This is a genomic window from Pararhizobium antarcticum, from assembly GCF_001885585.1.
Lineage (GTDB): Bacteria > Pseudomonadota > Alphaproteobacteria > Rhizobiales > Rhizobiaceae > Pararhizobium > Pararhizobium antarcticum.
Window position 1 is genome coordinate 1 of record NZ_LSRP01000100.1, and the last position, 18,937, is coordinate 18,937.

The 18,937-nt window shown below is 60.0% G+C and carries 21 protein-coding genes; 8 read left to right on the plus strand and 13 right to left on the minus strand.

Annotated features, from left to right (window positions below):
• Positions 1-81 precede the first annotated feature (81 nt).
• Positions 82-1,074 carry a BMP family lipoprotein gene (locus AX760_RS17230; protein WP_071834227.1) on the plus strand — a complete coding sequence of 331 codons (993 nt, stop codon included), beginning with the start codon at positions 82-84 and terminating at the stop codon, positions 1,072-1,074.
• 109 nt (positions 1,075-1,183) lie between these two features.
• Here AX760_RS17230 and AX760_RS17235 read toward each other — a convergent pair whose 3' ends face one another.
• The 11 genes from AX760_RS17235 to AX760_RS17285 form a co-directional block, all read right to left on the minus strand.
• Positions 1,184-1,393 carry a SlyX family protein gene (locus AX760_RS17235; protein ID WP_071834258.1) on the minus strand — a complete coding sequence of 70 codons (210 nt, stop codon included), beginning with the start codon at positions 1,391-1,393 and terminating at the stop codon, positions 1,184-1,186.
• Between the two features lie 147 nt (positions 1,394-1,540).
• Complete coding sequence (locus AX760_RS17240) at positions 1,541-2,527, minus strand: type II secretion system F family protein (RefSeq protein WP_071834228.1); 987 nt, start codon at positions 2,525-2,527, stop codon at positions 1,541-1,543.
• A 13-nt stretch (positions 2,528-2,540) separates the two neighbouring features.
• Positions 2,541-3,551, minus strand: coding sequence for a type II secretion system F family protein (locus AX760_RS17245; protein ID WP_071834229.1), 1,011 nt, complete (start codon positions 3,549-3,551; stop codon positions 2,541-2,543).
• 8 nt (positions 3,552-3,559) lie between these two features.
• Positions 3,560-5,041 (minus strand): TadA family conjugal transfer-associated ATPase, encoded by a 1,482-nt coding sequence (locus AX760_RS17250; protein ID WP_071834230.1) that lies wholly within the window; start codon positions 5,039-5,041, stop codon positions 3,560-3,562.
• A gap of 31 nt (positions 5,042-5,072) precedes the next feature.
• Positions 5,073-6,362 (minus strand): CpaE/TadZ family protein, encoded by a 1,290-nt coding sequence (locus AX760_RS17255; RefSeq protein ID WP_071834231.1) that lies wholly within the window; start codon positions 6,360-6,362, stop codon positions 5,073-5,075.
• Positions 6,363-6,396: 34 nt separating this feature from the next.
• Positions 6,397-7,143 (minus strand): CpaD family pilus assembly protein, encoded by a 747-nt coding sequence (locus tag AX760_RS17260; RefSeq protein WP_083531222.1) that lies wholly within the window; start codon positions 7,141-7,143, stop codon positions 6,397-6,399.
• Between the two features lie 13 nt (positions 7,144-7,156).
• Positions 7,157-8,710: a type II and III secretion system protein family protein gene (locus AX760_RS17265; protein ID WP_071834260.1), complete on the minus strand. Its 1,554-nt coding sequence runs from the start codon at positions 8,708-8,710 to the stop codon at positions 7,157-7,159.
• 17 nt (positions 8,711-8,727) lie between these two features.
• Positions 8,728-9,546 carry a Flp pilus assembly protein CpaB gene (gene cpaB / locus AX760_RS17270; protein WP_071834232.1) on the minus strand — a complete coding sequence of 273 codons (819 nt, stop codon included), beginning with the start codon at positions 9,544-9,546 and terminating at the stop codon, positions 8,728-8,730.
• Positions 9,547-9,712: 166 nt separating this feature from the next.
• Entirely contained in the window at positions 9,713-10,225 is a 513-nt protein-coding gene (locus AX760_RS17275) for an A24 family peptidase (RefSeq protein WP_087149290.1), read from the minus strand.
• 182 nt (positions 10,226-10,407) lie between these two features.
• Positions 10,408-10,578 (minus strand): Flp family type IVb pilin, encoded by a 171-nt coding sequence (locus AX760_RS17280; RefSeq protein ID WP_071834234.1) that lies wholly within the window; start codon positions 10,576-10,578, stop codon positions 10,408-10,410.
• Positions 10,579-10,793: 215 nt separating this feature from the next.
• Complete coding sequence (locus AX760_RS17285) at positions 10,794-10,964, minus strand: Flp family type IVb pilin (RefSeq protein WP_071834235.1); 171 nt, start codon at positions 10,962-10,964, stop codon at positions 10,794-10,796.
• A 365-nt stretch (positions 10,965-11,329) separates the two neighbouring features.
• On the opposite strand from AX760_RS17285, the gene AX760_RS17290 reads away from it, so the two are divergent.
• The 7 genes from AX760_RS17290 (at position 11,330) to AX760_RS17320 (ending at position 16,786) form a co-directional block, all read left to right on the plus strand.
• The gene (locus AX760_RS17290; RefSeq protein ID WP_245295048.1) at positions 11,330-11,695 is read left to right on the plus strand and encodes a pilus assembly protein N-terminal domain-containing protein; all 366 of its coding nucleotides are present in this window, start codon (positions 11,330-11,332) and stop codon (positions 11,693-11,695) included.
• Between the two features lie 126 nt (positions 11,696-11,821).
• Positions 11,822-12,466, plus strand: a complete 645-nt coding sequence (locus AX760_RS17295; RefSeq protein ID WP_087149289.1) for a TadE/TadG family type IV pilus assembly protein — start codon at positions 11,822-11,824, stop codon at positions 12,464-12,466.
• Positions 12,467-12,486: 20 nt separating this feature from the next.
• Positions 12,487-13,080: a TadE/TadG family type IV pilus assembly protein gene (locus AX760_RS17300; protein WP_083531224.1), complete on the plus strand. Its 594-nt coding sequence runs from the start codon at positions 12,487-12,489 to the stop codon at positions 13,078-13,080.
• A 124-nt stretch (positions 13,081-13,204) separates the two neighbouring features.
• Entirely contained in the window at positions 13,205-14,425 is a 1,221-nt protein-coding gene (locus tag AX760_RS17305) for a phosphopentomutase (RefSeq protein WP_071834237.1), read from the plus strand.
• Entirely contained in the window at positions 14,422-15,390 is a 969-nt protein-coding gene (locus AX760_RS17310; protein WP_071834238.1) for an adenosine deaminase, read from the plus strand. Before AX760_RS17305 ends, AX760_RS17310 begins: the two co-directional genes overlap by 4 nt.
• A 109-nt stretch (positions 15,391-15,499) precedes the next feature.
• On the plus strand, positions 15,500-16,129 hold the full coding sequence (gene upp, locus AX760_RS17315) for a uracil phosphoribosyltransferase (RefSeq protein ID WP_071834239.1): 630 nt from the start codon (positions 15,500-15,502) through the stop codon (positions 16,127-16,129).
• A 132-nt stretch (positions 16,130-16,261) separates the two neighbouring features.
• Positions 16,262-16,786 carry a TIGR02281 family clan AA aspartic protease gene (locus tag AX760_RS17320; protein WP_071834240.1) on the plus strand — a complete coding sequence of 175 codons (525 nt, stop codon included), beginning with the start codon at positions 16,262-16,264 and terminating at the stop codon, positions 16,784-16,786.
• Here the strand turns inward: AX760_RS17320 and deoA are convergent.
• Both deoA and deoC read right to left on the minus strand, forming a co-directional pair.
• The gene (gene deoA, locus AX760_RS17325; RefSeq protein ID WP_071834241.1) at positions 16,779-18,089 is read right to left on the minus strand and encodes a thymidine phosphorylase; all 1,311 of its coding nucleotides are present in this window, start codon (positions 18,087-18,089) and stop codon (positions 16,779-16,781) included. The two genes, AX760_RS17320 and deoA, sit on opposite strands and share 8 nt — an antisense overlap.
• Before the next feature lie 3 nt (positions 18,090-18,092).
• Positions 18,093-18,869 carry a deoxyribose-phosphate aldolase gene (deoC, locus tag AX760_RS17330; protein WP_071834263.1) on the minus strand — a complete coding sequence of 259 codons (777 nt, stop codon included), beginning with the start codon at positions 18,867-18,869 and terminating at the stop codon, positions 18,093-18,095.
• Positions 18,870-18,937 lie beyond the last annotated feature (68 nt).

The following is an 18,937-nucleotide window of genomic DNA, read 5'->3' on the forward strand; positions in this document are numbered from 1 at the left end:
TGGTGGTACCGCAGACACGCTCCCGGAAGAGGAGCTTGCGGGAGGACCCAACAAGATCAATAGCAACAACAGGGCTGCACAATGAAAAAAACCCTCCTCGGTCTCCTTGCCTTTTCGATGATGTCGGCCACGGCGCTGGCTGCCGATATCAAGCCTGCGATCATCTACGATCTGGGCGGCAAGTTTGACAAATCCTTCAATGAGGCAGCCTTCAACGGCGCCGAGAAATTCAAGACTGAAAGCGGCATTGAGTATCGTGAATTCGAAATCGCCAACGACGCGCAGCGCGAGCAGGCGCTCCGCCGCTTCGCCGGCGACGGCAACAATCCGATCGTCATGGCCGGCTTCTCCTGGGCCGCGGCGCTTGAAAAGGTCGCTCCGGAATACAAGGACACCAAGTTTGCAATTATCGACATGGTCGTTGATCTGCCGAACGTGAAGTCCGTCGTGTTCAAGGAACAGGAAGGCTCCTATCTCGTCGGTCTGCTCGCCGGCATGGCGTCCAAGACCAAGACCGTCAGCTTTGTCGGCGGCATGGATATTCCGCTGATCCACAAGTTCTCCTGTGGTTATATCGGCGGCGCCAAGTCGACCGGTGCTGATGTCAAGGTGCTCGAGGCCTTCACCGGAACGACGCCTGACGCATGGAATGATCCGGTCAAGGGCGGTGAAATCGCCAAGTCGCAGATCGATCAGGGTTCTGATGTCGTCTATCACGCCGCTGGCGGCACCGGCGTCGGTGTTCTCCAGGCTGCAGCTGATGCCGGAAAGCTCGGTATCGGCGTGGATTCGAACCAGAATGCGATGCAGCCGGGCAAGGTTCTGACCTCGATGCTGAAGCGCGTCGATGTTGCCGTCTATGACGCGTTCAAGTCCGCAAAGGATGACACCTATGCGTTCGGCATTTCCAATCTCGGCCTCAAGGAAGATGGCGTCGGCTATGCGCTCGACGACAACAACAAGGCGCTGATCACACCGGAAATGGCGGCTGCCGTCGACAAGGCCAAGGCCGACATCATCGCCGGGACCATTCAGGTTCACGACTATATGTCCGATGAAGCCTGCCCCTACTAAGACAATCGCCGATCATATCGGCTGATACAGGCGCCGGTCTCTTCCAGAGGCCGGCGATTTTCGTTTGGTTTGCCGGCTGTTGCCCGAAGCGAACTCGCGCTCCGCCGCTTCAGTAATGCGGCGGGCGTCCGTTCGATGGCGCCTCGATGCTCTGCTCTTCAAGGGTCAGAAAACGCTCGGTCAGGCGATCGAGCTTGGACCGCACCTGTTCGACCACCGTCCACTGCTCGGTCAACTGGTCGGAAAGCTCCTCGATCGTCTTGGCCTGATGCGCAACCGTTTCCTCGAGCTGGGTGAGGCGGGTCTGTTCACTGGTCATGATCGTTTCCATGATGGGCTATCGGCATTGCCGTCTGGCGCGACACCGACAATGTCGCAGGTTCAGGAGCGGCGATGGTTGCGGGATGTCTGCCATAGCACGAAGCCCCGTCAGCGCCACCATTTCCCTTCATGGTGAGACGCCGGATTAGAACTTGTCGGATACCTGGATGCCGGCGGGGCCGAGAATGACGGCGATCAGCACCGGCAGGAAAAACAGGATCATCGGCACGGTGAGTTTCGGCGGCAAGGCGGCTGCCTTCTTTTCTGCTTCGTTCATGCGCTGGTCCCGGCTTTCCTGGGCGAGCACGCGCAGCGCCTGTGCGATGGGCGTACCGTAGCGGTCCGCCTGGATCAGCGCCTGCATGACAGCCTTGACTGAATCGAGCCCGGTCCGGATGCCGAGATTTTCCAATGCGACGCGACGGTCCGGCAGGAAGGAGAGTTCTGCCGTGGTCAGCACGAGTTCTTCCGCCAGCGCTGTCGACTGAGCGGCGATTTCGTCGGCCACGCGCTTCATGGCGATTTCCATCGAAATGCCGGACTCGACGCAGATCAGCAAGAGGTCGAGTGCGTCCGGCCATGCCCGCGTGATCGAGTGCTGGCGTTTCGAAACGGCATTGGAAATGAAGATGTTCGGAGCGTAAAAACCGAGATAGGCGGAGGTGATGGTTGCCAGGATACGGATCGGCAGCGGCTTGTCGCCGAGATAGTCGAGACCGAAAATATAGAAGGCGCCGATCGCAAGGAAAATGAATGGCAGGCAGAACCGCGCAAACAGGAAGGTGTTCAGCGCATTCTGCGATCTGTAGCCTGCTGATTTGAGACGGTTGACCGTCTTTTCATCCATCAGGGCCTGTTTCAGGTTGAGCCGGTCGACGACCTGGCGGACCGAGGTATTGTTTTGTGCGCGCAACGAAGCCTTGCTGCTCATGGTTTCCGTATTCAGCCGGGCGCGCTCGCGGGCCCGGATCAGTTCACGCTCCGTGGCAACCGATTTCATCCGTTTGTCGAGATTGCCCTTCTCGAACATGGGTGCCGCCAGCGTATAGAATGTGCCGAGAACGGCGATCGACACGAGGAACGCCAGGATGACGTTTGGATCGGTCAGGGTGCTGATAAGACCTTCGCTCATGACGGAACCGCTTTCAAATGTCGAAGTTGATCATGTTGCGCATCACCCAGATCCCGATGCCCATCCAGACTCCAGAAGCACCCATGATCATGTGACCGCGGGGATCGGTGAACAGGATCATCATATATTCGGGCGACGTCATGTAGACGAGGAAGGCAACGATGAAGGGCAGAGCGCCGATGATGCAGGCCGATGCCTTTGCTTCCATCGACAAGGCCTGGACCTTCGATTTCATCTTGCGGCGCTCGCGCAGTACCTTGGACAGATTGCCGATGGCTTCCGAAAGATTGCCGCCGGCCTGTGCCTGGATGGCAATGACGATGGCGAAGAAGTTTACCTCGGGCAAGGGGACGACGTTGATCATGCGGGCGCAGGCTTCGGGGATGTTGAGCCCGAGCTGCTGGGCCTCGATCACCCGTTTGAACTCCGCCTTGACCGGTTCCTGACCATCATTGGCGATCAGCCGGATGGCGTCGTTGAGCGGCAGGCCAGACTTGATTGAACGCACCATGACATCGAGCGCGTTGGGAAATTCCTCGAGGAATTTCTTGCCGCGCCGCTTGACCAGGAAATTGATCAGCCAGCGGGGCAGACCGGCGGCGCCGGCAATGAGAACACCTGCGGCGACCAACGGATTTCCCGTGCCGATGAAGACCAAAAAGGCGATCACGAAGCCCAACGCGAAGCTGATCATGTAGAACTTCGCTACCGAAACGGAAAGACCGGCCTGCACCAGCCGAACCTTCATGGCAGGCGTTTTACGGGAGGTTTTTTCCAGCTGTTTCTTTTCCAGGTCCTTGAGCGAATCCTGGACCGACTTGCGTCGCTTCGACATCTCGCTCAGGCGGTCGCGCGACTGCTTCATCTTCACGCGGTCTGTCTCGGCGGACTTGACCTTGCGAACCCGACTTTCGGACTTCTTTTCGGTTTCAATGCGCGCGAACAGGACCCCATAGGCGAGCCCGGCCGTTGCGAGTGCGACGAGACCGACGATAGCCAGAATGGTGATGTCTATTCCGAACATGGGATCGCTCAGTCCTTTTCCATGGCATCGAGTGTGGCGGCAAGCCGCTTGTCCTCGTTGAAATAGCGGGCGCGATCCCAGAAGTGCGGGCGGCCGATCCCGGTCGATTTGTGGCGGCCGATGATCTTGCCGTTGGCGTCTTCGCCGTCCATTTCGAAACGCATCAGGTCCTGCGTGATGATCACGTCGCCTTCCATGCCGATCACCTCGGTGATGTGGGTGATGCGGCGCGATCCATCGCGCAGGCGCGCGGCCTGGATGATGACGTCGATCGATCCGGCAATGATTTCGCGCACCGTCTTGGCCGGCAGCGTGAAGCCACCCATGGCGATCATCGATTCCATGCGGCTCAGGCATTCGCGCGGCGTGTTGGCGTGGATCGTGCCCATCGAGCCGTCGTGGCCGGTGTTCATGGCCTGCAGAAGGTCGAAGACTTCGGGTCCGCGGACTTCGCCGACGATGATGCGTTCGGGCCGCATACGCAGGCAGTTCTTGATGAGATCGCGCATGGTGATCTCGCCTTCGCCTTCGATGTTCGGCGGGCGGGTTTCGAGGCGCACGACATGCGGCTGCTGCAGTTGCAGTTCGGCCGTGTCCTCGCAGGTGATGACGCGTTCCTCGAGGTCGATATAGCCGGTCAGGCAGTTGAGCAGCGTGGTCTTTCCCGAGCCGGTACCGCCGGAAATGACGATGTTGCAGCGGACGCGACCGATGATCTGCAGGAGAACAGCGCCTTCGGGCGTGATCGCGCCGAACTTGACCAACTGGTCGAGCTTCAGCTTGTCCTTCTTGAATTTGCGGATGGTCAGCGCCGTGCCGTCGATGGCCAGCGGTGGTGCAATGACGTTGACACGCGAACCGTCGGGCAGGCGGGCGTCGCAGATCGGGCTTGATTCGTCGACGCGGCGGCCCACCTGGGAAACGATGCGCTGGCAGATTGACAGCAATTGCGCATTGTCGCGGAAGCGCACTTCCGATTCAATTGTCTTGCCGCCGACTTCGATAAAGGTCTGCCCGGCACCATTGACCATGATGTCGGCGATGTCGTCTCGCGCAAGCAGCGGTTCTAGCGGGCCATAGCCCAGAACATCGTTGCAGATGTCATCGAGCAGTTCTTCCTGCTCGGAAATCGACATCGCGAAATTCTTGATCGTGATGATGTCGTTGACAATGTCGCGAATTTCTTCGCGCGCGTTTTCAGTATCGAGCTTTGCCAGCTGTGATAGGTCGATCGTGTCGATCAGTGCCGAGAAAACTTGGCTTTTCGTGTCGTAATAATCTTCGGTTCGCGCAGTCTTCTTGCGCGCCGGGGGTGGTGACGGCTGTGGCCTCGCCGGAGTTGCGGAAGCCTCCCGTACCGGATCGGCCAGAACGGGTGCCGTTGCCGCCGGCCTCTCGATCACGGCGCTTGCAGCCGGCATGGGCGACGGCGCGGTCGGGGTGACCGTGCCGCTCTTGCCGAAGCCTTCGTTTCCGCGTTTCCCAAACATGCTTTCAATCCGGTTTTCGTTCTAGAGGCGTTTACTTGCGTGCGAGCATGCCGAGCATCTTGCCGAGCCCGCCCTTCTTGGCCTTCTTCGTCGTTGCCCGGCCCGTCACCAGATGGGCGAGTTGCGAGAAGATTTCGGCGACGGGGGCTTTCTTGTCGATTTCCGCGATCATACGACCGCTATTGGCGGCATTGCCGAACAGCACTGCATCGAAAGGGATGATCGCCACAGGTGTGACCTCCAGCGAATCGCAGAAGTCGTTGGGGGCGATTTCGGGGCGCTTCGGCATGCCGACCTGGTTCAGCACGAGATGCGGTGTCTTGTCGTTCGGGCGGATTTTCTTCAATACGTCGAACAGGTTCTTGGCATTGCGCAGGTTGGCGAGATCCGGCACGGCGGTGATCACCACCTCGTCGACATCGGCCAGGACAGAGCGGGTCCAGTCGGACCACAGATGGGGAACATCAAGGACCGTAACGGGCGCATTGCGCTGCAGGATCTCGAGGATCGGCTGAAAGGCGCCGGCTTCGAAATCATAGGCACGGTCGAGCATCGACGGCGCTGCCAGCAGCGATAAGTGCTCCGAGCACTTCGTCAAAAGACGGTCAAGGAAGACCTCGTCCAGACGTTCAGGCGCAAACACGGCCTCGGATATGCCCTGCGGCGGATCCTGGTCGAAATTGATGTTGGCTGTTCCGAAGGGAAGGTCGAGATCAGCCAGAACGACTTCCGTCGAAAACAGATTGGAGATGCCCCAGGCGCAATTGTGCGCCAGCGTCGAGGAGCCGCAGCCGCCCTTGGCGCCGATGAAAGCGATGTTGCGGCCGAGCGGCTCGGCTTCCGGATCGACGAAGATCGCGGCGATCGCGCCCATCACGTCGGGCATGCCGACCGGCGCGACGATATATTCCGAAATGCCGTTGCGGATCAGTTCGCGGTAGAGCGGGATATCGTTGTAGCGACCGATCAGGATGACTTTTGTGCTGGGATCGCAGACGGACGCCAGCGGGGCCAGTTCCTCCAGCAGCAGACGGGGTTCCGTCGCCGTTTCCAGGATGATCAGGTTTGGCGTCGAAACCGTCGAAAACATGTTCGCCGCCGCCGCGATGCTGCCGCTGTTGATCCGCAGGCTGACCTTGGCCATGCGCCGGTCCTGGCCGCAGCGCTCCATCACCCGCTGCATGCCCTCGGTTTCGCAGAAGGCATGAACCGAGATGCGCGGTAGCGGCCGAAGATGCTCGACCTCGGCAGGCCGCATGGCATCGAGCGACGCGTCGGTATCCCTGGTTCCGGTCTCGATTTTATAGTCGATCGTGCTCATGGGCTTGTCCCTGGGGGGTAACGGTGCGTCGAAATCACTCGCCGTCGAGGTTGCGGTAGTCCTTGATCACCTGTCCGCGACGGGCCGCATCGATCGGCGACATGTTGCGGGGCGCGATCAGGTCTGCGGGGTTGGCGATCTGTGCAGCAAGGTTCGATTGGCTGGCGCAGCCAAAATTCTCGTAGTTGCGGTTCTCAGATGTGTTGTTGACCAGATCCGTCGGCCAGTTGCCGCAGGGCTCCGTCTTTGCCGTGATGGCGTGGTAGCTGAGCCGGATCGGTGCCGCATCGCCCTGCGATCCCGCCTGATAGCTGGTTTCGAACAGACGGGTGGCCGGAACGCCGGCGGTAACGAAGAGGCCACGGATTTCACGGCGCACGGCCTGGGCCGCATGCGCATTTGAGGATCCGCTCGGCAGCAGCATCTGGACGGCACCGGAAGACGAGCGTGCATAATCGGATGCGAAGCCGCGGATCACGTCGCGCATGCCCTGCGGCAGGCGCACATCGCCGCTGGCGATCGGAATGTCGATCGTGTGTTCGGCTTCGGCAATTATGATCGGATGCCGGGTGCGGTAGTCGTCGGGCAGGGCGCCGGTCGATAGGCGATCCTGGTTGGCGCCACAGGCCGTCAGCGCCACGGTCGATACGGTGAGCGCCACGGCGAGCGCAAACTTGCGCGCAAGTCGGGTCGTGTCGGCCCGTTTCGTGTCGGCGCGGGAGGGGGTCGGCATGGTGGCTTGCCTTTCGGATCTGCGGCTCTGGAAGATGCGTTCGTTCATGTCCGTGTTCCGCCTATTTGTAGATGAAGCCGACATTGCCGTGATATTGCCCCGTTGGAGCTTGTCCTTCGCGGCGGCCGTAGATTCGGTTGACCTCACCGAGGAAGTAGCTGGCGACATCGTTGGAGGCGTTGAAATTGTCGTCTGGCCGCGAGAGCGCGCCGCGCGCCACCGGACGCACAAGATACGGCGTGGCGATGATCACCAGTTCGGTTTCATTGCGGATGAAGTCCTTGGAGCGGAACAGCGTGCCGAAGATCGGGATTTTCGAAAGTCCCGGAAGGCCGGACATCGCCTGTCGGATATTGTCCTGAACGAGGCCGGCAATCACGATCGAACCACCGGACGGAAGTTCGACGCTGGTTGTTGCCTCGCGTTTGCGGATCGACATGTAGGTCGCGCCCGGGATCGATCGGTCGCCATTGCCGGTGACGGCGGAGCCTTCCCATGTCGGCTCGGAGACATTTGTCTCGATCTGCAGGCTGATGCGGCCGGGACCGAGAACCACGGGCTTGAAGTTGAGCTCGATGCCGTATTCGACGGTTTCGATCTCGCGCGTGACCTCCTTGTTGCCATCCTCGTCCTCGCCGACTTCCTGGGTGCTCGGGATGCGGAAGTCGCCGCCGACGAAGAACTTCGCCTGCTCGCCGGAAATTGCAGTCAGGCTTGGCTCGGCGAGCGTACGCATCACGCCAGCCTGTTCCATGGCATTGATGTAGCTGTCGATATTGACGCTGCCGATCGAGCCACTGGCAAGGGCCGTGGCGCCAATGCCGATCGCATTGCCCAGATTGGTCGGATTGCGGAAGCCGATGCTGCTGCTGCCGGACCCCTGAAGCGAGCCGCTGAAGCCGAGCTGCTTGAGAACCTGGCGGCTGACTTCGGCGACCGTGACCTTCAGCGTGACCTGATCTTCGCCGTCGATCTTCAGGAGATTGACGATCTTGGAGACCTGGCGCCGTTCGGCAAAAATATCCGCGTCGCCGTTCGTGCCTTGTGCGGTGATGTTGCGGGTTGTCGCCTCACCGCCCTTGAGAAAGATTTCAGCAAGATTGGCGGCCTGCGACGCGTCCTGCGGCGTCCGCACGGAACCGGTCAGCACGATGTTGTCGGAGATGATCTCGACCTTGATGTCGGAATCGGGCAGGAACCGGCGCAGATTGGTCTCCAGGCCGGAGATGTCCCGCTCGATTTCCAGATCGATGCTGACGATTTCCTCGCCGTTCGGGCCAAAGATGAAGATGTTCGTCTGGCCGACCGTCTTGCCGAACAGGTAGATGCGGCGCGACGTGCGTGTCACGGCGTCGGCAAGTTCCGGATCGGCGACAAGAATGTCATGGGCATCCGATGGCAGGTCAACGACAACAGCCTTGTTGAGGCCAAGCTTGACGGTCTTCTTGACCCCAGCACCGCCCTGGGTGATCCGCACGATCGATGACGAGGCTGCCTCGGCCACGGCAATCGTGGCGAAGCTCGGTGCCATCTGCGCGGGCAAGCCTGCGAATGCAAGGCAGAAAGACAATCCGCCAGCGACAGAAGCCCGAAGTTTGTTTCCGATCCGGTTCACGTTCAGCTCCCGCTCATTCACTGTTGCTGGGTTGCGTTCATCGAACCGCCGTCATTCTTGACGATCGAGCCCGATTTGATGACCTGAATGGTCGGTATGCCGTCGCCGCTGAGCAGATAGTCCGCAGCCGTCGTGTCCGGTTCCTGCGCATCGGCAACGCTGCGCAGTGCCAGCGAAAGGCGCTCGGCCATCTGCTGTGCAACAGTGATCACCTTGGCCTGGTCCGGCGTCAGTTCCAGCGTCGCTGTGGTGCCGAGAACCGACTTGCCGCCTTCTGCCTTTTCTTCGATCTGCTGGTCGATGGCGAGGACGCGGACATTGCTGAGCACTGTCTCCGTCAGGAAAGATTCGCCTTCCGACTTGCGGACCATGATCACGTCGACGCGGTCATTGGGCAGGATGAAGCCGCCGGCGCCGGTTGCAACCGTGATTTCGGTTGCCACGGCGCGTTTTCCGGCCGGCAGGAGCGAGGACAGGATCTGGCTTGAGGAATCGGCGATTTTCTCCTGACGGACAGGCTCGCCATTGAAGATCGGAAGGCGGACGACAACGCCGGCGAGTTCGGTCACAGCATTCGGACGAAGCTCTTCGGTTATCAGTCCTTCGACCACGCCATCCTTCGGCCATGCCATCCAGCGGATCGAATCAGCGCTCAGCCTCGATCCGACAGGCAGGCTCTGGGATGCAACCAGCACATTGACGGACGGCGCCTGTTCAACGACGGGCTCCGACATCTGGATGACCTGACGGCCGCTGGTCAGGTTCAGCGCCAGGAATCCGGCCAACCCCGCGGACACGACAGCCACTGCCAGAATGATAACGCGTACCGGTTTCATGATTCTTCCTGCGTCCCGAGATTCGTCTCGGTGCAGAATGATCAGGAATTGGTGTAATTATGGTTAACAACGCGCTTACGATTGTGGTTAACAAATGCTTTGCTCTGAGAACCAGCATTTAAAGCGCTTTATATAGTCTTCGCGCGCATCAGCGAACGCAAAGAAATCAATGAACCCGCGTGAGCGCGTGCAACATCAATGGCGAGGAAGGATAGGCTAGAAATCCGCCAATACCGATGGCGATGCCATACGGAATCTTCTTCGCTGTGAACAGCGCTTGCGGCACCGGGAAGCCTGACGCAAGAATGGTATTTTCCTGACTGCGCATTGCCAGAATAAGCAGCGTAAGGACACCGCCGAAAAAGGAGACGTAAATGAGGAACTCCGGGAGCGAACTGTTCAAGCCGAACCATACCGAACTTGCCGTTAGAAGTTTTGCATCGCCGCCACCCATGACATTGAACGCAAACAGCGTGAAGCAAACGGCAAAAACGATCAAACCTGCGACCAGATGCAATCCGATCATGGTCAAGCTCAGTCCTGCCAAAGGCGCGACCAGGATGAACGTACCCAGAATGATGGCGGACGCGCGATTGGGTATCGTCATCGTGAAGAGATCGGAAAAAGCCGAGATCGCCAGGCAGAGCGGAAGTATCACAAAAATTGCGGCGTCGGCCAAGAGTGTCTCCATCGGTTTGCAGTCGGCACGGCAATCCTACTGCGACTTCGTTACCGAACACCCAACAGGAGCTCGCGCACTCTATTCCTAAACACGAACGGACGTAGGTCATTCACAATGACAACGGCTGCCCTGTTGCCAGGAGCAGCCTTTGATCAGCGCGGAGCATATTCCGCGAGCGATTATTTCAGCGTCAACTGGCCACCCAGATTGGTGAATTGCGTGTTCAGCGCGCCGCCGAGCGTCGTCGCTCCGGTGATCAGGGCAACGGAGATGAGGGCGGCGATCAGGCCGTATTCGATTGCAGTCGCGCCGGAATCGTCCTTGAGGAAACGAGCGAAAATCTTGGGCATACGAACTCTCCTATTTCGGTTGTTGTTCAGCACGTCCGCCAACGGTCTCCGTTGATCGGATGCGTCAATTTCACTGCGACTTCTTACCGAACACCCAGTAGGGGCTCGCACATCCTGTTCCCAAACGGGAACGGACGCAGGTCTCTCAGAACGACGAAAGCTGCCCTGTTGCCAGGAGCAGCCTTCGATCAGCGCGAGGCAAGTGCCGCGAGCGACTATTTCAGCGTCAGCTTGGTGCCCAGGTTGGTGAACTGCGTGTTCAGCGCGCCACCGAGGCTCGTCGCGCCAGTGATCAGGGCAACCGAGATAAGGGCGGCGATCAGGCCGTATTCGATTGCAGTCGCGCCGGATTCGTCCTTGAGGAAACGAGCGAAAATCTTGGTCATGCGAATTCTCCTAATTCGATTGTTGTTCAGCACTTCCGCCAACTGTTTCCGTTGATCGGATGACGGCAAACCTACACAGGGCGAATTTCAATCCGCTTAAGGAACCCGGTTACCAGGAGGTTAATGTCACACTCCCTTTTCTGTGGTGAACGGATTGCTAATAAACGCCGGGGCCGCACCAGCCTGTGTTCGCCTGTGAAGACACGCGTTGCCACCGGTCACAGTCCGGGGCTCTTCTCATCAAGCCCTGGCATTAATGCTTCATTCACCAAACCAGTGGATGCTGGACGAACTCAGTGTCTTCAGGGAAAAACGTCATGATTCCGCACACCACAGCCACAGGCCTTCGTTTGCTGGCGCTTGCCATGGCAGGCCTGTCACAGCTCGTTCCGGTGGCGGCCAGCGCGGCCGAGGAAATGATGCGCGTCTATATGGACCACGCCCGCGTGCTGAAACTCGACCGTCCCGTCAGCAAGGTGATCATCGGAAACTCTGCGGTTGCCGACGCAACAGTCGCGGATGCGCGGACCATTGTTTTGACCGGGCGCAGTTTCGGAACGACCAATCTGGTCATTCTTGATGCGGACGGCAATGCAATCGTCGATGAACGTTTGCTCGTTTCCATCGATGAGGGAAATACGGTGCGTGTCTTCCGCCAAACCAACCGGTCCGTTCTGTCCTGCACGCCAAACTGTGAAGTTCACACAAAGGCTGCCGCCGCCGCGCCGTGATCAAGCCCTCCCGATCCTTAGCAATCGATGAGTCAGTCTTCTAAAATACCAACCGTGCTTGCATACGAAATATCAACAGTCATTCCCTAGACTTCATCATCATGTGATGACGGGTGGAATTACGAGATGATCGACAAGCGAAAAGAAGAAAGACCGGCAAGCGCTTTGACGTCGAATTCGACGCGCCGCGGCAAAGGCCTGTTTCGCCGGTTTTTCAAGGAACGAAGCGGCGCCTCGGCGATCGAATTCTCGCTTCTCGCTTTGCCTTTCTTTGTCATCGTCTTTGCATCGCTCGAAACATTTGCCGCGTTCACCGGCGAACAGCTCCTGACCAGTGCGACAGACACAATGGCCCGCAAGATCCGGACAGGGGAGATCACGTTTGGCCAGGGCAGGCCGTCGGACAAGTCTGAAGCCGAATTCCGCCAGATGTTCTGTGATGAGATCTCGATCATCATGACCTGCAGTGGCGATGAGGTGAACACTGCAAGCAAGCTCTTCATCGACGTGCGCAGTTTCGCAAACTTTTCCGATATCCCGGCTTCCGTGCCGCGCGTGGGCAATTTGCCGAGCGGTGATCTCGACACGTCAGGCTTCAAGTACGCACCGGGCGGGCCGACGACCATCAACATTGTTCGTGCCTATTACCGCTGGTCGGTGACGACCGATCTGGTTCGACCCTATGTCACCAACCTGCGTCCGGCAGGCAGCAGCATGCCGAACGATTACCTCATGGTCGCCACCGCCGCCTTCAAGAGTGAAAATTACTGAGTTTGCAAGGATTTGAGACGATGATGATCGCCATGCGTCACAGACTGACCCGAATTTCGGCCGCATCGACGATGCTCGGGGCTTTTTTCCGTGACCGCAGGGGCACGGGCGCGGTCGAGTTTGCGATCATCGCGCCGCTTCTGATCATGACCTATATCGGCGCGTTCGAATTGTCGCTTGGCTTCAATGTCGCGCGCAAGGTGGCCCGCGCTTCCAGCACCGTGGCCGACATCGTCACGCAGCAGACGGAGGTCAACAAGGTGTTCCTCGACGGCATGAACGATGTTGCAGCCAGCGTGATGGCGCCCTATGGGGGCAATTATTCCATGAAGATCACCGGTATCAAGGTGACGGCCGATGGTGTTGGTGTTGTTATGTGGTCGAGGGATGAGAAGGGCACCATACCCTATGACGTCGCCTCGATCGTTGCCATCCCCCAGGAACTTTCGACGCTGAATTCATTCGTGGTTCGCACGGAAATGCTGGTGCCTCACGAGTTGCTGTTGTTCGCCCCCAATCTGTCCTCGACGGCACAGACCATCAATCTTGAAAAAACCTATTATTATCGCCAGCGTATCGGTGAGGAGATTACCTGCCTCGATTGCGGCGCCTGAGCGAACGCCCGGTCTTTTTCTCGATGTTTGCAATGCGCAAGCCGCCACGCTATTGATCAGCCAGATTCCGCGCGAGCCGAAACACGGCCGATGACGATACCGATATCGGCTTTCCGGGTGAACCATGGCACGTGCATTTCTCTTCGTTCTCGATTCCTTCGGTATTGGCGGCGCACCGGATGCGCTGGATTTTGGTGATGACGGCGCCGATACGCTGGGCCATATTGCCGAATTCTGCGCTTCTGGTGCTGCCGATCGAAGGGGCCTGCGCGAAGGCCCCTTGAGCCTTCCCAACATGTCGGCGCTTGGCCTGCTGCACGCGGCGCGGCTCGCTACCGGTCGCCTGCCGGACGGCATGGCGCTGCCCGAACGGGTGTTCGGTCTCTATGGCGCGGCCAGCGAAATCTCGCGCGGCAAGGATACACCCTCCGGTCACTGGGAAATCGCGGGAACGCCTGTCATGTTCGATTGGGGTTACTTCCCTTCCGCGGGCGATGCTTTTCCGCAGGAATTGGTCGAAGCCATATGCCGCGAAGGCAACGTGCCCGGGATCCTCGGAAACTGCCACGCGTCGGGCACCGACATCATCGCCCGGCACGGCGAAGAGCATCTGTGGAGCGGCAAGCCGATCTGCTACACCTCTTCGGACTCCGTCTTCCAGATCGCGGCCCATGAACACACCTTCGGTCTCGAAAGGCTGCTGGAACTCTGCCAGGTGGTGCGGCGCCTGCTCGACGACTACAATATCGGCCGGGTGATCGCGCGTCCGTTCATCGGCCAGACCCCGCAGACCTTCGTGCGCACCGGCAATCGCCGCGACTATTCCGTGCTCCCGCCGGAGCCGACACTGCTTGATCGCCTGACGAAGGCAAACCGGACCGTGCATGCCATCGGCAAGATCGGCGATATCTTCGCGCATCAGGGGATCGGCAAGGTCATCAAGGCCAATGGCAACGAGGCACTGTTCGATGCCAGCCTTGCCGTGATGGACGAAGCCGCGGATGGCGATCTTGTCTTCACCAATTTCGTCGATTTCGACATGCTCTACGGCCATCGCCGCGATGTCGCAGGCTATGCGGCGGCACTCGAGGCCTTTGATCGACGCCTGCCGGATCTCGATCGCAAGCTCAAATCCGGCGATATCGTTATCCTGACGGCAGATCATGGCTGCGATCCGACCTGGCGTGGCACCGACCATACCCGCGAGCGCATCCCCGTGCTGGTCTTCGGGCCGGACATCCGCACCCGCTCCATCGGCATCCTGCCGGGTTTCGCTGCCATCGGCGAAACCATTGCCAAACATCTTGGGCTGGAACCCGGTCTGCATGGGAGAAGTTTTCTGTGACGCGACATCTGAAAAAAGCGGAACTGCACTGCCATATCGAAGGCGCGACGCCGCCGGAACTGGCGCTGGCGCAGGCCGGGAAATACGGTCTCGATGTCAGCGAAATCATCCGGGATGGCGCCTATGTCTGGACGGATTTCACCAGTTTCGTTAAATGCTATGATGCCGTGGCATCCCTGTTTCGCACCGAAGAGGATTATGCGCTGCTGGCCGAGGCCTATCTCACCGAACTTGCGGCGGCCGGCACGATCTACAGCGAAATCATCGTCTCTCCCGACCACGGCAATACGATCGGGCTGGGCGCAGATGCCTATCTTCGCGGCCTTGCTGCCGGCATCGAGGCGGCCCGGGCAAAGACCGGCATCGAAGGCCGCATGCTGATCACCATCATCCGCCACATGGGCCCGGAAGCCGCCGAGCGCACTGCGCTTTATGCGGCAAAACGTGCGCACCCGCTGGTGACGGGCTTCAACCTTGCGGGCGAGGAACGCATGCACCGTGTTGCCGACTTCACGCGGTCCTTCGATATTGCCCGCGATGCCGGCCTCGGCCTCACCATCCATGCCGGCGAATTGTCAGGCGCCTTCAGCGTCCGCGATGCGCTCGATCATGTCCGCCCGTCCCGCATCAGCCACGGCGTGCGCGCCATAGAGGATGTCGATCTGGTCAAGCGCATAGCCGATGAAGGCGTCGTGCTGGAAACCTGCCCGGGCTCCAATGTCGCGCTTCAGGTGTTTCCGGATTTTGCAGCGCACCCGCTGCGGGCTTTGCGGGATGCGGGCTGCCGGGTGACGCTGAATTCAGACGATCCGCCGTTCTTCCACACGTCGCTCCTCCAGGAATACGAGATCGCATCGCAAGTCATGGGCTTCTCGGATGCCGAGATCGACAGCATGACCCGAACGGCCATCGAGGCTGCCTTCGTCGACGAGCCGACACGGACGCGCCTGCTCGCCGCACTTTGACAGAAGACCGGCTGGGGATGACGTCGCAAAGCGGCGCACGCCCCTTGCAGGCCCCGGCTTTTCCGTGAAAAAAGGATATCACATCCCATTTCCGCAGGAGGCTCTTGCCATGGACGGCGTCACAGTCATCAATCACCCGCTGGTTCAGCACAAGCTGACGATCATGCGCAAGAAGGAAACCTCCACGGCTGGCTTCCGCCGGCTGCTGCGCGAGATTTCGACCCTGCTTTGCTACGAGGTGACCCGCGATCTCGAACTGACGATGGAAACCATCGAAACGCCGATGCAGACCATCCAGGCGCCGGTGCTTGAAGGCAAGAAGCTGGTTTTCGCGTCCATCCTGCGCGCTGGCAACGGCCTGCTCGAAGGCATGCTCGAACTGGTTCCCTCGGCGCGTGTCTCCCATGTCGGCGTCTACCGCGATCATGAAACCCTGGAAGCGGTCGAATACTACTTCAAGGCCCCGGAAAGCCTGTCTGAGCGCCTGGTCATCGTCGTCGATCCGATGCTCGCGACCGGCAACTCCTCAATCGCCGCCATCGACAAGCTGAAGGAGCGCGGCGCCCGCAATCTGCGGTTCCTCTGCCTTCTGGCCGCGCCCGAAGGCATCCGCAATTTCCACGCCGTTCATCCGGACGTGCCGATTTTCACCGCCTCGATCGACAGCCACCTGAACGAGAGCGGTTACATCGTGCCCGGTCTCGGCGATGCTGGCGACCGGATGTATGGCACCAAGTAGTTCCGGTTCCTTAACCAGTTTTCAGACTACCTCTGAAGCCGCCGGTTAATCCGGCGGCTTTTTGCATCCTGTTAGTCCGGTTCGTGCTTAGCTTCAGCGGTTCGTCTGTCTGCCCTTTCGGGAGAGCTTTGCATGTTTGTCCGCCTGCTCACATTTGCCGGTTTTGTTGCGGTAGCCGCGCTGACCCTGCCGGGCCTTGCGACGACCTATCTCGACCGCCCCGCAAAAAGCAACACAGAGACGGCTGCAAGGGTAGCGCCCGTCAGCACCGCGAAATACGCAAGCGGCAAGGGTGTCCGGCTTCCGGCCGACCCCAAGGGACACTTCTTTGGCACATTCTCGATCAACGGTCGCCGTGAAACCGGTCTGGTCGACACTGGCGCCAGCATGATCGCCATCAACATGTCGGCTGCCCGCAGGCTCGGCATCGCAGTCAACAGCTTGAAGTACAACGCCGCTGTCAGCACGGCAAATGGCGTCGTCAAGGGCGCCTTTGTGGCACTCGACAGGGTGGAAATCGGAACGATCGGGGTGCGCAACGTCGATGCGCTGGTGCTGCCGGATGCCGCCCTGTCCGGAACGCTGATCGGCATGAGCTTCATGAACAAGCTGTCATCCTATCGCGTCGAGGGCGGCGCCCTTCACCTGTTCAGGTAATCTTTGACAGGATCACCGGACCTGTCGCCGGTTCGTCCGCTTCGATCCCGTAAAGCTCCAGAAGGCGCATCTGCGCAGCCTCGGCCTGCTCCTGCGTTGCTGCGTGCACGAATGCGATCGGTTCGCCCTTGGTCAGCCGGCTGCCCACCGGCTTGATCTGCGAAAAACCGACACGATGGTCGATCGCCTCGTCCGGGTGCGTGCGCCCACCGCCCAGCGCGATGACCGCCATGCCGATTTCACGCGTATCGCCAAGGCTCAAAAATCCATCCTGCGACGCCTCGACAGGAAGCATTACCGGCGCTTTCGTCAGATAGGCTTGCGGGCGCTCGGTAAAGTCCTGCGGCCCGCCGAGCAGGCTGACCATGCGGCCGAAATGCTCCATGGCACTGCCGCTCGACAGGGCGCGGGCCGCCAGATCCTGCCCTTCCGTCGGGCTCGACGCCATGCCGGCCGTCATCAGCATTTCCACGGCAAAGGACATGACAACCGCTTCCAGCCGGCTGCCGGCCTTTTCGCCGCGCAGGAAGGCAAGGCAGCTCTCGATCTCGAGCGCATTGCCGGCGGCATCGGCCAGCGGCTCGTTCATGTCGGTGATCAGCGCTGTGGTACGCACGCCCGCGCCATTGGCGACATCGACCAGCGAACGGGCGAGGCCCTCCGCCTCTTTGATGTTGGCCATGAAGGCGCCATTGCCGATCTTGACGTCGAGCACAAGCGATTGGAGCCCGGCGGCCAGCTTCTTCGACAGGATCGATGCTGTGATCAGCGCCTGCGAATCCACCGTCGCAGTTACGTCACGGATGGCATAGAGGCGCCGGTCGGCCGGTGCGAGGTTTGCCGTCTGGCCGATGATGGCGCAGCCGGCGTCGCGGACCGTTTGGCGGAAAAGGGCCGCCGAGGGATTGATGGTGTAGCCGGGGATCGATTCCAGCTTGTCGAGCGTGCCGCCGGTGTGTCCGAGGCCGCGTCCGGAAATCATCGGCACGGCGAGACCACAGGCCGCCGCGATCGGTGCCAGCATCAGCGAGACATTGTCGCCGACGCCGCCGGTCGAGTGCTTGTCGGCCACCGGCCGCCCCAGATCGCTCCAGTCCAGCACCTCGCCGCTGTCGCGCATGGCCAGCGTCAGGGCGACGGTTTCGTCACGGTTCATACCGGAAAACCAGACGGCCATGGCAAAGGCGGCAACCTGCCCCTCCGAGATGGTGCCGTTGGAGAGGCCGGTGATGAAGGCGCCGATCGCCGCTTCGTCGAGGGGCAGGCCGTCTCGTTTGTGCCGGATGATTTCCTGCGGGATCATTGCTCAATACGCCGTCGCGGATTTGGCCGCCGATTCGCGGCCGTCGATCATCGACAGGATATCCTTGAGCAGGGACGAGGCGCCGAAACGGAAGGTCGAGGGCATCACCCAGTCCGGGCCCATGATTGTATTGGCAAGGTTCATATACAGACGGGCTTCGGCGACTGTCCCCACGCCGCCTGCCGGTTTGAAGCCGATTTTGCGGCCACTTTCACGAATGCAGGTCAGCATGATGTCTGCGGCTTCGAGCGTCGCGTTGACCGGGGTTTTGCCGGTCGATGTCTTGATGAAGTCAACGCCTTCGCGAATGGCGATATGCGAAGCGCTGCGAATGAGATCGCGGCTCTTCAATTCCCCGGTTTCCAGAATGGCCTTCAGCAGGACCGGAGCCGGGCATGCCGCGCGGACGGCGGCGATCATCTCGCGGACCGCCTGTTCATCGCCAGCCATCAAGGCGCGGTAGGGAATGACAAGATCGATTTCGTCTGCCCCATCGCTGACCGCGTCCTGCGTTTCCGTCACCACGGCGTCCAGCGTCAGATTTCCTGCCGGGAAATTGACCACCGTGGCGATCCGGAGCGGGCTTGCCGGTCCCAGAATGCTGCGTGCCTGACGCACGAAGCGCGGCCAGATGCAGATGGCTGCCGTGTGGCCATAAGGCGTGCGCGCATCTGCGCAGAGCGTGTCGATATCGGCAGGGGTGCAGGTTTCCGAAAGATCGGTAAGGTCAAGAAGGGTGAGTGCCAGCGAGGCAATCTGGCGATTGGTGGCTTCAGTCATGATCGGTGTTCCATTGATGACGGTGGGGATTTCTCCCTCTGCCGCGGTCAGTTGCATGACCAATGGCC